Origin of the sequence: Cupriavidus sp. SIMBA_020, from assembly GCF_046535395.1 — a bacterium.
In the GTDB taxonomy this organism is placed as follows: domain Bacteria; phylum Pseudomonadota; class Gammaproteobacteria; order Burkholderiales; family Burkholderiaceae; genus Cupriavidus; species Cupriavidus campinensis.
Map to the genome: position 1 here is coordinate 50,189 of NZ_JAWRWU010000008.1, position 13,629 is coordinate 63,817.

Sequence of the window (13,629 nt, forward strand, 5' to 3'; positions counted from 1 at the left end):
AAGGGAACAGGTGCCCGGAGACGGGTTTGCGTCACTCGGCACGTTCGGTAAACAGGTACTGGGGGAAGGCGCGAGGGCGGGATTTTACCGCCAAACGGACCGGGTTGCCCAAGAAATGAGCAAATATCATGGATGACGGGGGCGGGCCATGCCTGCGTGGCACGGCCGCCCCGCCCGCCGCGACTGGGATGTCAGCGGCGCGCGCCGTACATCATGTGCCGCGCCAGCGCGTCCTTGAGCGGCGCCACGCAGGCCAGCGCCGCCAGCGACGCCCCGCGCGCATGGGCCGCCAGCGGCCCGCCGACGCCAAAGACGCGCGGCAGCAGGTCGGTCACGCCGATGGTCATGGCCCGGTCCACACGGTGGCGGCTGGCGAAGGCCAGCAACGCCTGCGGCGTGCAGCCGGCGCGCAGCGAGTCGGCCAGCGCGAAGGCATCGCGCAGGCCCAGGTTCAGTCCTTGTCCGGCCACCGGATGCAGCGTCTGCGCGGCGTTGCCGACCGCCGCGATGCGGCCATCGACGGTCACCGGCGCCGCGTTCAGCCCCAGCGGGAACGCGTGGCGCTTGCCCACCAGCGTGAAACGGCCCATGCGCGAGCCGAACGCCTCGCCCAGTTCTTCGGCGAATTCGGCCTCGGAAAGCGCCAGCCGCCGCATGGCCGTATCAGGCGGGCAGCACCAGACCAGCGCGTAGCCGGCAGTGCCGTGTTCGTCATGCGGCAGCAGCGCGAGCGGCCCTTCCTCGGTGAAGCGCTCCCACGCCCAGCCGGGGCGAGGTTGCGTACACGTCACATGACCGATGATGGCCGTCTGCTGGTAGTCGCGCCGCCGCGAGGGTTCGGCGCCGCGCGCCAGCCGCTGCGTGCGCTGGTGGAACAGTCCGCCTTCGGCCTGCACGGCGATGCGCGCCGTGAGCGCCATGGGCAGCCCGACCTGATCGGCATGCGAGGTGCCGCTCAGCCGCACCAGCGCCGCGTCTTCCTGCCGATCGGCCTTGGCGTCCTTGGTGTCCTGCGCGATGTCGTCGATGCGCGTCTCGAACAGGCGCGCCAGACGGCCCGGCGCAGCCTCCGCAGCCCGCGCCAGCGCGCGTTCCAGCGTCTGGCACAGGTCGCCGTAGCGCACGACATAGCCGAGCGCCGGCACGCCGTAATCGTCGTGATGCAGTTTCACGTGGCCAAAGCGCCCGCGCTGCGACACATGAATGTGCTCGATGGGTTGCACCGGCATCGGCCACGCGCCAATCTGCTCCAGTAGCTGGCGGCTGCCGTGCGACAGCGCAATCGCCCGTGGGTCCCGCGCGGCGCGTGCCGGCGTGGCCGCATCGATCAGCACGATCCGCCACGGCGTGGTGCGCAAGAGCTGCGCCGCCAGCGCCAGGCCGACCGGCCCGCCGCCAACGATGGCAATGTCGAACGGCTCAGGGCTGGGCGCCGGACTGTGGCTGGGACTGGTGTTGGGACTGGTGCTGGTGCTGGGCGTCGGGGTCACGGTGCTTGTCATCAGGAGCTTCCTCGCCGGATTGGGCAGTCTCGGCCGCGTTTGCTGCATTGGCCGCGGCGCGCTTCCACAGCACGGCATCCGTGCGTGACTTGCCGGCAGCGGCATCGCGCAGCGCGTTGTCGAGCTTCTGCTGGCTGAAGCCGGGCAGCGCCTGCAGGTGCGCCACCAGCGCATCGCCGTTGGCGGCGTCCAGCGGGGCCACGCAGCCCTGCTTGCTCTCGGCGTCGCCGGCCAGGATCAGCCAGGCGGCACCGGCCCAGGGCGCGCGGTCGGAAACGCGCACGATCACACGTTCCAGCGCCGCCCAGGCGAGTTCCTCGCGCTGGCCGTCAGGACGATGCACGACCAGGCGGTCGTCATACAGATTGATCACGAACGGCTCGCCCGGCACCACTTGCCGCGCTGCTGCGGGCTTGCTGGAATGCGTATATTGCGTGCCGCCACCGCTGAACAGCTTGCGGAGCAGGGTCTTCATCGTGCGAAATCTCCCAGGTTGTCGCGCATCAGCGCCTCGATCTCATCGGCCTTGACCGGCACGCCGCGCGTGAGCAGGTCGCAGTCGCCGGTGGTGACGACGGCGTCGTCCTCGATCCGGATGCCGATATGCCAGTAGCGCTCCGGCACGTTTTCGGCCGGGCGCACATAAATACCAGGTTCGATGGTCAGCACCATGCCGGGTTCCAGCGGCCGCCACGGCCGCTCGCCCTCATGGCCGGCGGGCAGCGGGCCCGGCGTGCGGTACTCGCCCACGTCGTGCACGTCCATGCCCAGCCAGTGGCCGGTGCGGTGCATATAGAAGCGGCGATAGCTGCCGCTGGCCAGCACGTCGTCCAGCGTGCCCTCCTTGTTGCGGTCGAGCAGGCCGGTGTCGAGCATGCCCTGCGCCAGCACTTTCACGGCGGCGTCGTGCGGCACGTTGTACGGCACGCCGGCGCGCGTCTGGGCGATGGCGGCTTCCTGCGCGGCCACCACCAGGTCGTACAGCTCGCGCTGGGCGGGCGAGAAGCGGCCCGAGACCGGGAAGGTGCGGGTGATGTCGGAGGCATAGCCGTCGAGTTCGCAGCCGGCGTCGATCAGGCACAGGTCGCCATCGCGCAATTCGGCCGGGCCGGCGCGGTAGTGCAGCACGCAGGCGTTCGGGCCGGTGGCCACGATCGAGTTGTAGGCCACGCTCTGCGCGCCATGGCGGCGGAATTCGTAGAGCAGTTCGGCTTCGAGGTGATATTCCTTGAGCCCGGCGCGCGAGGCGCGCATGGCCCGCACGTGCGCCTGGGCGGAGATTTCGCCCGCGCGGCGCATGATCGCCACCTCGCCGGCGTCCTTGAACAGCCGCATTTCGTCGAGGAGGGTGCGCACGTCGAGCGCGGCGGACGGCGCGGCCACGCCGGCGCGGCCCTGCATGCGCACGGCGTCGAGCCAGCCGCGCACCTTCAGGTCGGTCTCGGCCGAGGCAGCGAGCGGATACGCCACCTGGGCGCGATTGGCCAGCAGCGGCGGCAGCAGGGCGTCGATTTCCTCCACCGAGTGCGCCTCGTCCAGGCCGAACGCGGCGCGCGCGCCTTCGGGGCCATGGCGGAAGCCGTCCCAGATCTCGCGCTCCTCGTGCTTGGGGCGGCAGAACAGGATGCTGCGGTCCGCGCCGGGGCCGTCCCCGGGCGCGCCGGCCACCAGCACCAGCACGGCCTCGGGCTCGGTGAAGCCGGTCAGGTAATAGAAATAGCTGTCGTGACGATAGGGATAGTCGCTGTCACGGTTGCGCATGGCCTCGGGCGCGGTGGGCACGATGGCCACGCCGCCGCCGCCGGCGCGCAGGTGTTGCAGCACGCGGGCGCGGCGGTCGCGGCAGGCGCCAAGCAGGGCGGAGTCGGGTGCGGACATGGAGTGGGTGGCGAGGTGGCGAGGTGGGGAATGATGCCGATTCTAAACCCGTCGGCGTGCGGGTGGCCCCCTGGGAGCCTGGCCGGTGGCGCGGGCGCCTCAGGCGCGGCCGCCGGTGCCCGTGGCGGGCGCGCCCGGTTCGGCGCCTAATCCGGCGCGCAGTTCCGTATCCAGCGCGGCCAGCTGCGCCGGCGTGCCGACGTTCTCCCAGCGCCCGTCGAAACGTTCGCCGGTGGCATCGCCGCTGGCAATCGCGGCGCGGTAATAAGGCGTCATCGCCACTTTCTGGCCCGGCGCGATCTCGCGGAACAGGCGCGTGTCGTACAGGCCGATATTGCCGAAGGTCAGCGATTCGCCGTCCCCTGCCTGATCGGGCAGCCGCAGCAGGCCATCGCCAGCCAGCGCGAAGTCGCCGCGCGGGTGGAAGGGCGGATTCGGCACCATCACCAGGTGCATCATCGGGCGCACCGCGCCGGCCATGGCGCGGGCGCGTGGCAGCAGCGTGGCGTAGTCGAAGTCGCAGAAGATATCGCCCGACACGGCCAGGAAGATCTCGCCGGCGTCGGGGTTGGTCGTCAGCAGCGGCAGGGCCTTGGCGATGCCGCCGGCGGTCTCCAGCGCGCTGCCTTCGGCCGACCAGTGCAGGCGCACGCCGAAGCGCGAGCCGTCGCCGAGCGCCGTTTCCAGCTGCTCGCCGAGCCAGGCATGGTTGATCACGATGTCGGTCAGGCCGGCGCGCGCCAGCGCCTCGATCTTCCAGACGATCAGCGGCTTGCCGCCCACGTGCAGCAGCGGCTTGGGGCAGGTATCGGTCAGCGGACGCATGCGGTCGCCGCGTCCCGCCGCGAAGATCATCGCTTTCAGGGTGTTCACAACCAATACTCCAGGGCGATCAGCGTGGCCATGCCGCCGGCAATCGTCCAGCCCACGCTGCGCGTGTAGGCGGCGATGACGATGGCCACCAGCCCGGCCGCGAGCCGGGTGTTATAGGGGCTCAGGTAGAGCGCGCCGTCGTGCATCAGCAGGTCCGGGGCGATCAGCGCCGAGAGCATCGCCGCCGGCACGAACTGGAGCGCGGTGCGGAACCAGGACGGCAGCCGCACGCGGCCTTCCACGGCGATGAACGACAGCCGGATCAAGTACGTAGCCAGCCCGGCGCCCAGGAACACCCACAGCAAGGTCATCGGATTCATGCCGCCGGCTCCTTGCGCGGGCTGCGGCGCGGCGTGGGGTGCCCGCGCCCGAGCAGCAGCATGCCCGCCGCGATGCCGCCCAGCGCGGCCACCATCAGGCCCAGCTTGTGCGGCAGGCCGAAGCAGGCCACCGCCAGCGCCGTGGCCACCAGCGCGGCAGCCACGTGGGCGCGGTGCTTCAGGTTCGGCACGATGATGGCGATGAAGGTCAGCGGCAGGAAGAAATCGAGCGGCCAGTCCTGCGGCACCTGCGCGCCGACCAGCACGCCGGCCAGCGTGGAGAGCTGCCAGCTCGACCACAGCGAGAAGCCGGCGCCGAAGTAGAACCAGTGGCGGTAGCGCGCCCGTTCGCCGGTATCGCCCAGGCGGCGCGTCATGGCGGCGAAGGCTTCATCGGTCAGCAGGTAGGCCACCAGCGCCTTCCAGCGGCGCGGCAGCGGCGCCAGCGAGGGGGCGATGGTGGCCGAATAGAGCGCGTGGCGCAGGTTGACCATCGCCACGGTAAAGGCGATGACCAGCGCCGGCGTGCCGGCGGACCAGAGCTGGGTCAGGATCATCTGGGAGGCGCCGCCGAACACGATGGCGCTCATCGCGCAGGCCAGCCAGGCGGGCATGCCGGCATTGACCGCCAGCACGCCATAGATCAGGCCGAACGGCACCACGCCGAGCAGCATCGGCGCCAGCGCGCGCACGCCGGCCCACCATTCCCCGCCACGGGTGACCGGCGCGGGGCTGGGCGATGCAGGATCAGCGGGGGTGGCGCTCAAAACGTGAACCCGGCGGGGCGCTCGGTGCCTTCCAGGGCATCGAGCAGCCGCACCAGCTTGCGCAGTTCGGTGTAGCGGCCGGCCACGTTGCGCGTGTACTTGAGCACCAGCGGCAGGTTGGCGAGGTAGCCGTCCTTGCCATCGCGGTGGTACAGGCGGGCGAAGATGCCGAGCACCTTCAGGTGGCGCTGCAGGCCCATCCACTCGAAATCACGGTAAAAGTCGCCGAAATCGGCGGTCAGCGGCAGCCCGGCCTTGCGCGCGCGTTCCCAGTAGCGGATCAGCCAGTCGAGCTGCTGCTCTTCGTCCCATTCTATATAGGCGTCGCGCCAGAGCGAGACCGCGTCATAGGTGGCCGGGCCGATCACGGCGTCCTGGAAGTCCAGGATGCCGGGGTTGGCGCCATCGTCCAGGACCATCAGGTTGCGCGAGTGATAGTCGCGGTGGACGTAGACCTGCGGCTGGGCCAGGTTGTTGGCCAGCACGGCGTCGAAGACTTCGCGCAGGTCGGCCTGCTGGGCACCGGTCAGCGTGGCGCCCAGGTGGCGGCCCACGTACCACTCGGGGAACAGGTCCAGCTCGCGCTGGAGCAGGGCGCGGTCATAGGCGGGCAGCGTGCCGGGGCGGGTGGCCAGCTGGATCCTGACCAGCGCGGCGGCGGCATCGTCATAGAGGCCGCGCGCGGACGAGGCGTCCAGCTTCGACAGGTAGGTCTGGCTGCCGAGGTCGGCCAGCAGCAGGAAGCCCTGCGTGAGGTCCTGGGCCAGCACGGTGGGCACGGTCACGCCGGCCTCGCCGAACAGCCCGGCCACGTGGATGAACGGCCGGCAGTCCTCGTGCGCGGGCGGGGCGTCCATGACGATGGCCGTCGGATGGGCGGCATGGCCGGTGCGCACGCGGAAGTAGCGGCGGAAGCTGGCGTCGGCGGATGCCGGGGCACAGGAGTCGGGGTCGATCGACCATGCGGCGCCGAGCCCGGCGACCCAACTCTTGAGCTGGGCGATGCGCGGGTCGGAGGTTGGGTCGTGAATAAGTGCTGCCATGCCGGATTGGGTGGATACGATGCCCCGTATAATACCCGACCAGACCCGGGCGCCGGGTGGCCCCCGGGAGGGGCCTTTGTTGCCCCGCAGCCTGCTCCGGCAAGGGTTGGCGGGAAGTACGGAACCGTTCGCGGGGCCGCACCGCACCCGGCGCCGAGCCGACCGATAACCGTCCGCATGACCGAACAACAACGATCACCGCATCATCCGGCCACCCGATCGCCCGCGCTGCGCGGCCTGCCGCGGCGCATGCGTGCCGCTTTGCCGGCCAGCACCCTGCGCCCGCTCGTGCTGGCCATGGCGGGCCTGTCGGTGAGCGTGCACGCGCAATATGGCGCGGGCTCGGCCATTCCGAACATCGACATCGCCGAGCCGGTGGTCACCCAGACCCCCGAGCCGCCACCGCCCGCGCCGGAAGCCGGCGCGCTGGTGCCGCGCCTGGACGAGGCGCCGCCAAAGGCCGCCACTTCCAGCGCAATCGGCATCGCGCCGGGTTCGACCCCGTCGAACCCCAACGCCCCGGCCTATGTCTCGGGCGACAGCCTGACCGGCTTCAGCGAGAAAGGCGTGGCGCTCGAGGGCAATGCCGAGCTGCGCCGCGACGGCGCCGTGGTCAAGGGCGACAAGGTGACCTATGACCAGGACACCGACGAGGCCCATGCCACGGGCAACGTGCGCCTGTCCAAGAGCGGCACGCTGGCCGTCGGCCCCGAGGCCAGGCTGCGTGTGGAGGCCAACGAGGGCTACATGCTCTCGCCCGACTACTATTTCCACCAGACCGGCGGCGCGGGCAGCGCGGAGCGCATCGACTTCATCGACCCGGACCGCAGCACGATGAAGAAGGCGTCGTACACGACCTGTTCGCCCGACAATGCCGACTGGTACTTCAGCGCGAACCGCATCGACATCGACAACGACCGCCAGGTGGGCACCGCCTACGGCGGCGTGCTGCGCTTCTTCAACGTGCCGATCGCCGGCGCGCCGGCGTTCTCGTTCCCGCTGAACGACGAGCGCCGCAGCGGGGTGCTGGCGCCGCTGATGGGGTACGGCTCCAAATCGGGTCTCGACCTGACGGTGCCGTACTACTTCAACCTGGCGCCGAACCGCGACCTGACGCTCTATCCGCGCCTGCTCAGCTCGCGCGGCGTGCAGCTGGGCGGCGACTACCGCTACCTTGGCGACGGCTACTCGGGCCGCCTGCGGGCCGAATTCCTGCCAGACGACCGGAAGGCCGAGCGCGACCGCTGGGCGTATTCGTTCCAGCACACCCAGCGGATCATTCCGGGCATGACGGCGTATGCCAACGTCAGCAAGGTGTCCGACGACCAGTACCCGGACGACCTGACGCGCTCGGTCTCGCAGTCCACGCTGCGCCAGTACACGCAGGAAGGCGGCGTGATCTACAACTGGCAGGACTTCACGTTCATGGCGCGGGTGCAGAAGTTCCAGACGCTGCGCCCCAGCGAGCCGTCCTACGAGCGCGAGCCGCAGGTGAACGGCCGCTACACGCGCTATGACTTCGGCGGCTTCGATATCTCGGTGGAAGCCGATTACACCCGCTTCCGGATCCCGCTGACGTCCACCGGCTTCCAGCAGCCCGAGGGTGACCGCGCCTTCATCCAGCCGGTGATCAGCTATCCGATCATCCGCCCGGGCTGGTTCGTGACGCCGAAGGTGATCTTCAACGCCGCGCAGTACAACATGGACGCCGGCACCAACACCACCGGCGCGCAGACCTCGTTCGGCCGCGCCATTCCCACGGTGAGCCTGGACTCGGGCATGGTGTTCGACCGCGCGGCGCCCGGCGTGAGCAAACTGTTCGGCGTGAACTACACCCAGACGCTGGAACCGCGCCTGTTCTACGTCTACACGCCGTTCCGCGACCAGAGCCAGTTCCCGCTGTTCGATACTGTCCAGTCAGATTTTGGCTACGGGCAGATCTTCAGCGAGAACGCGTTCACCGGTAATGACCGCATCGCCGACAACAACAAGCTCACGGCGGGCGTGACCACGCGCCTGATCGAGTCCGATACCGGCATCGAGCGCTTCCGCGGCACGCTGGCGCAGCGCGTGGACTTCACCGGCCAGCGCGTGCAGCTGACCGGCACGTCCACAGATACCAAGCCGAGCTATTCTGACTTGCTCGCAGCTACCACGATCCAGCTGTTCCGCGGCTACTATCTCGATGCGGGCATCCAGTACAGCCCCGAGGACAACCGCGTGAACTACTCGAACGTGGCGTTCGCCTGGCGGCCGGAGTCGCGCAAGCTGGTCAACGTGGGCTACCGCTACCGCCGGCCGACCTCGGTGACCGACAACTCGGCCATCGACCAGTTCGAGCTGTCGAGCCAGTGGCCGATCACGCGCCGCACCTACGGCATTGGCCGGGTGGCGTTCGACCAGACCGCCAACCAGCTGGTGGATGCGCTGGCCGGCATCGAATACGCCGCCGACTGCTGGGTGGGACGCGTGGTATACCAGCGTTTCCGCAACACCACGCAGGGCTATACCGGCCGGTTCTTCCTGCAGGTGGAATTCCGCGGGTTGTCCAAGATCGGTTCCAACCCGCTGGACATGCTGCGCCTGAACGTGCCGGGCTACGAGCCTGTTACCGCACGTCCGGTGCCCACGTCCCAGTACGATCACTATGAATGACGGACCAAGATGAAACGTCGAGCTCTTAACGCGCTGTCCCGTATGAATCGCCAGAACGCCTGCCAGCACCTGCTGCTGTCCGTGGTGCTCGCCACGCTCGCCGCGCCGGCGGCGGCCCAGCTCAAGGCGCCGGGTGGCCGCGCATCGGGCATCTTCCTGCCACAGGCCGGCCCGCAGACCGCCGCGCCGCCGAGCGAGCCGCAGATGGGCGTGCCGCAGCCGGGCCAGAAGCGCTCGCAGCTTGTCGATGAAGTGGTGGCGGTGGTCAACAACAGCGTGATCACGCGGCGCGAGCTGCTGGACCGCGCCGACGAGATCGAGAGCCAGCTGCGCGCGGCGCAGCGCGAGGTACCACCGCGCGCCGACCTGCTGGGCGAAGTGCTCGAGCGCCTGGTGATGGAGCGCGTGCAGACGCAGGCCGCGCAGGACGCCGGCATCCGCGTGACGGACCAGGAAGTGGACCGCGCCATCGAGTCGGTGGCGCAGCAGAACAAGCTGTCCGCCACCGAACTGCGCAGCCGTGTGGAAGCCAGCGGCATGAGCTGGACCAAGTATCGCGACGAACTCCGCAAGCAGGTGCAGGTGATTCGCCTGCGCGAGCGCGAGGTTGACTCCAAGGTGCAGGTCTACGACGGCGAGATCGACAATTACCTCGCCGCGCGCAAGGGCGGCGCCGCGCCGGCCGGACCGACCGAGTACAACGTGGCCCAGATCCTGATCCGCGTGCCCGAGAACGCGTCCGACGCCCAGAAGGCCGAGCTGAAGACCAAGGCCGAGGGCCTGCTGAAGCAGGCGCAGGGCGGGGCGGACTTCGCCGCGCTGGCCAAGGCCAACTCGGAAGCGCCCGAGGCGGCGCAGGGCGGCGCGCTCGGTTTCCGCGAGATCGGCCGCCTGCCGGCGCTGTTCGCCAACGCCGTGGTGGACCTCCAGCCCGGCGCACTGGTGCCCGAGGTGGTGGAGTCGGCCAACGGCTTCCACGTGATCCGGCTGATGGCCAAGCGCGCCGCGCCGGCCGCCGACCAGCCGCAGGCCAGCGAGCGCATCACGCAGACCCAGGTGCGCCACATCCTCGTGCGCACCGGCCCGAACATGCCCGAGGCCGAGGCACGTCGCCAGATGACGACGATGCGCGACCGCCTCACGCACGGCGGCGACTTTGCCGACTTCGCGCGGCGCTTCTCGCAGGACGGTTCGGCCCAGCAGGGCGGCGACCTGGGCTGGGTCTCGTCGGGCGAGCTGGTGCCCGAGTTCGAGCAGGCCATGAACCGGCTGCGTCCGGGCGAGATCTCCGAACCCGTGGTTACCCAGTTCGGCGTGCACCTGATCCAGGTGATGGATCGCCGCGAGACCGAGGTGTCGGCGGAGAAGCAGCGCGACTTCGCCCGTGCGGAAGTCCGGGAGCAGAAGCTGCGCGCCGCCTATGATGACTGGGTGCGCCAGCTTCGCAGCGCGGCGTACGTGGAATACCGCATCAACCGCCAGCGCTGATCCGCGGAAACCGCCGGCACCTTCCCCACCGCCCATCCATGCCCGACCCGCTTGCGCTAGCCATTACCACCGGAGAACCTGCCGGCATCGGCCCCGACATCACGATCGGGGCGCTGCTGCAGCTTGCCGGCAGCAATGGCAACCGCAACGGGCACTACCGCTTCCATGTGCTGGGGGATGCCCGTCTGCTGGCCAGCCGGGCCGCAGCGCTGGGCGTCGGGCATGCCTGGACCCGCCAGATCGGCGAGGGCGGGGTGGTGGTTGAGGATGTGCCGCTCGGCGTGCAGAGCGAGCCGGGCAGGCTTGACGCCCGCAACGGCCGCTACGTGCTGGCGCTGCTCGATGCCGCCATCGACGGCCTGCAGGCCGGCAAATACGCGGCGATGATCACCGCGCCGGTGCAAAAGAGCACGATCAACGACGCGGGCGTGCCGTTCACCGGCCACACCGAATACCTGGCCGAGCGCGCCGCCGTGCCGCGCGTGGTGATGATGCTGGCCGGCCCGCAGCCCGCCCACGACAACGCCATGCTGCGCGTGGCGCTGGCCACCACCCACCTGCCGCTGCGCGCGGTGCCGGACGCACTCGACATCCCGATGCTGGTCGAGACGCTGACCATCGTCGATACCGACCTGCGCCGCCACTTCGGCATCGCCCGGCCGCGCATCCTGGTGACGGGCCTCAACCCGCACGCGGGCGAGAGCGGCCACATGGGGCGCGAGGAAATCGACGTGATCGCCCCCGCGCTGGCCCAGGCCTGCGATGCCGGCATCGACGCCCGCGGCCCCTATCCGGCCGACACGCTGTTCCAGCCGCGCCATCTGCGCGACGCGGACTGCGTGCTGGCGATGTACCATGACCAGGGACTGGCGCCGCTCAAGTACGGTACCTTCGGGCACGGCGTGAACATCACGCTGGGCCTGCCCTTTATCCGCACCTCGGTGGACCACGGCACCGCGCTCGACCTGGCCGGCACCGGCCGCGCCGAGCACGGCAGCATGATCGAGGCCATCCGCAGTGCCATTACCATGGCTGGCCACGCCAACGGGCGCCACCACGACGGCAATGCCGGCGTGTGGCCCGCCACCCGCTGACGGCCAGCCGCAGACACCATGCGTTCAAACGTGCACCAGGGCCATGTGGCCCGCAAACGATTCGGACAGAACTTTCTGGTCGATGACGGCATCATCCACGGCATCGTCGGCGCGATCGATCCGCAACCGAATGACATCGTGGTCGAGATCGGCCCGGGCCTCGGCGCGCTGACCGACCCGCTGCTCGAGCGCCTGCCGCAGATGCAGGTGGTGGAGCTGGACCGCGACCTCGTGGACCGCCTGCGCCGCCGCTATAGCGACCGGCTGGTCGTGCACGCCGGCGACGCGCTGGCGTTCGACTTCGGCAAGCTGCACGAGACCGGCCGCCCGCTGCGCATCGTCGGCAACCTGCCGTACAACATTTCCAGCCCGCTGCTGTTCCACCTGATGGACTACGCGGACCAGGTGCGCGACCAGCACTTCATGCTCCAGAAGGAAGTGGTGGAGCGCATGGTGGCGGAGCCGGGCAGCAAGGCCTTCGGGCGGCTGTCGATCATGCTCCAGGTGCGCTACCACATGGAACATGTGCTTGATGTGCCACCCGGATCGTTCAATCCGCCGCCCAAGGTCGATTCCGCCGTGGTGCGCATGATCCCGTGGCCGCGTGGCGAGGATGGCCGGCTGCGCTCGCCGTACCCCGCCTGCGACGCGGGCGTGCTCGGCGACGTGGTGACCGCCGCGTTCTCGCAGCGCCGCAAGGTGCTGCGCAACACGCTCTCGTTCCTGCGCGACCAGGTGGACTTCGACAAGCTCGGCTTCGACCTCGGCCGCCGCGCCGAGGAAGTGCCCGTGGCCGAGTATGTCGAACTGGCGCGCACCGTCGGCGACAGCGCCGCGCCCCGCGCGCGCGGCGTGGCCTGATTCCCCCGCAGTTTTCCGAATTTTCCGAATTTTCCGAATATCTCGAAGTTCCAGCGACGCTTATGACCGCCAACACGCCAACCGCGAAAACCGACCCGCGTCCCGTCATCCTGACCGGTGACCGTCCCACCGGCCCGCTGCACCTGGGCCACTTCGTCGGCTCCCTCAAGAGCCGCGTCGCCCTGCAGGACTCGCACAAGCAGTACGTGCTGCTGGCGGACACGCAGGCCATGACCGACAACGCGCACGATCCGGACAAGGTGCGCCGCAACGTGCTGGAGGTGGCGCTGGACTACCTGGCCGTCGGCATCGACCCGGCCAAGACCACGATCACGGTGCAGTCCCACCTGCCCGCGCTGGCCGAACTGACGCTGATGTACCTGAATTTCGTCACGGTGGCGCGGCTCGAGCGCAACCCGACGATCAAGGAAGAGATCCAGGCGCGCGGGTTTGGCCGCGACATCCCGGCGGGCTTCCTGTGCTATCCGGCCTCGCAGGCCGCGGACATCACCGGCTTCAAGGCCGTGCTGGTGCCGGTGGGCGAGGACCAGGCGCCGTTGATCGAGCAGACCAACGAAATCGTGCGCCGGATCAACCATCAGGTGGGCCGTGACGTGCTGCCCGAGGCCGCCGCGCTGATCCCCAAGCATGGCCGCCTGCCGGGTGTCGATGGCAAGGCCAAGATGAGCAAGTCGCTGGGCAACGCGATTCCGCTGGGCGCTTCGCCCGAGCAGATCAAGGAAGCGGTGCACCGCATGTACACCGACCCGAACCACCTGAAGGTGTCCGATCCGGGCCAGGTGGAGGGCAATGTCGTGTTCACCTACCTCGATGCGTTCGACCCGAACGTGGAGGAAGTGACCGAGCTGAAGGACCACTACCGCCGTGGCGGCCTGGGCGACATGGTGCTCAAGCGGCGTGTGGAAGGCATCCTGCAGGAGATGCTGCGCCCGATCCGCGAGCGCCGCGAGGAACTGGCCAAGGACCCGGGCTATGTGTTCGAGATCCTGCGCAAGGGCACGGCCGAAGCGCGCGAACTGACCCAGCAGACGCTGGAAGAGGTGCGCGACGCGCTGGGCATGTTCTCGTTCCCGCGCTAAGTCGTTCGACAGCAGGCACCTGGCATCAGGCCAGGTGCCTGCTGGTGC

12 protein-coding genes are annotated in these 13,629 nt (G+C 69.5%); 5 read left to right on the forward strand and 7 right to left on the reverse strand.

The annotated features are described in order from the left end of the window. Positions 1–191: 191 nt before the first annotated feature. From SB751_RS16710 to SB751_RS16740, 7 genes are all read right to left on the reverse strand, one after another. Entirely contained in the window at positions 192–1,502 is a 1,311-nt protein-coding gene (locus SB751_RS16710) for a UbiH/UbiF/VisC/COQ6 family ubiquinone biosynthesis hydroxylase (RefSeq protein ID WP_211943423.1), read from the reverse strand. Further along, complete coding sequence (locus SB751_RS16715; protein WP_244844806.1) at positions 1,420–1,977, reverse strand: hypothetical protein; 558 nt, start codon at positions 1,975–1,977, stop codon at positions 1,420–1,422. The genes SB751_RS16710 and SB751_RS16715 overlap by 83 nt, the downstream gene beginning before the upstream one ends. Then, entirely contained in the window at positions 1,974–3,380 is a 1,407-nt protein-coding gene (locus SB751_RS16720; RefSeq protein WP_144197227.1) for an aminopeptidase P N-terminal domain-containing protein, read from the reverse strand. The genes SB751_RS16715 and SB751_RS16720 overlap by 4 nt, the downstream gene beginning before the upstream one ends. 99 nt (positions 3,381–3,479) lie before the next feature. After that, positions 3,480–4,244, reverse strand: coding sequence for an N-acetylmuramate alpha-1-phosphate uridylyltransferase MurU (murU, locus tag SB751_RS16725; RefSeq protein ID WP_211943434.1), 765 nt, complete (start codon positions 4,242–4,244; stop codon positions 3,480–3,482). A gap of 5 nt (positions 4,245–4,249) precedes the next feature. Then, complete coding sequence (locus SB751_RS16730) at positions 4,250–4,573, reverse strand: AzlD domain-containing protein (protein WP_144197228.1); 324 nt, start codon at positions 4,571–4,573, stop codon at positions 4,250–4,252. Continuing rightward, positions 4,570–5,247, reverse strand: coding sequence for an AzlC family ABC transporter permease (locus SB751_RS16735; RefSeq protein ID WP_246118944.1), 678 nt, complete (start codon positions 5,245–5,247; stop codon positions 4,570–4,572). The genes SB751_RS16730 and SB751_RS16735 overlap by 4 nt, the downstream gene beginning before the upstream one ends. Positions 5,248–5,336: 89 nt before the next feature. Next, on the reverse strand, positions 5,337–6,383 hold the full coding sequence (locus SB751_RS16740; RefSeq protein ID WP_144197230.1) for an aminoglycoside phosphotransferase family protein: 1,047 nt from the start codon (positions 6,381–6,383) through the stop codon (positions 5,337–5,339). Between the two features lie 177 nt (positions 6,384–6,560). On the opposite strand from SB751_RS16740, the gene SB751_RS16745 reads away from it, so the two are divergent. The 5 genes from SB751_RS16745 to trpS all read left to right on the forward strand — a co-directional run bounded on the left by SB751_RS16745 (position 6,561) and on the right by trpS (position 13,581). Beyond that, positions 6,561–9,038: an LPS-assembly protein LptD gene (locus tag SB751_RS16745; protein ID WP_144197231.1), complete on the forward strand. Its 2,478-nt coding sequence runs from the start codon at positions 6,561–6,563 to the stop codon at positions 9,036–9,038. A gap of 9 nt (positions 9,039–9,047) precedes the next feature. Beyond that, positions 9,048–10,526 carry a peptidylprolyl isomerase gene (locus SB751_RS16750; RefSeq protein WP_144197232.1) on the forward strand — a complete coding sequence of 493 codons (1,479 nt, stop codon included), beginning with the start codon at positions 9,048–9,050 and terminating at the stop codon, positions 10,524–10,526. A 38-nt stretch (positions 10,527–10,564) separates the two neighbouring features. Beyond that, the gene (pdxA, locus tag SB751_RS16755; protein ID WP_144197233.1) at positions 10,565–11,620 is read left to right on the forward strand and encodes a 4-hydroxythreonine-4-phosphate dehydrogenase PdxA; all 1,056 of its coding nucleotides are present in this window, start codon (positions 10,565–10,567) and stop codon (positions 11,618–11,620) included. 18 nt (positions 11,621–11,638) lie between these two features. Then, entirely contained in the window at positions 11,639–12,481 is an 843-nt protein-coding gene (rsmA, locus tag SB751_RS16760) for a 16S rRNA (adenine(1518)-N(6)/adenine(1519)-N(6))-dimethyltransferase RsmA (protein WP_144197234.1), read from the forward strand. 62 nt (positions 12,482–12,543) lie between these two features. Continuing rightward, on the forward strand, positions 12,544–13,581 hold the full coding sequence (gene trpS / locus SB751_RS16765) for a tryptophan--tRNA ligase (protein ID WP_144197235.1): 1,038 nt from the start codon (positions 12,544–12,546) through the stop codon (positions 13,579–13,581). Positions 13,582–13,629 lie beyond the last annotated feature (48 nt).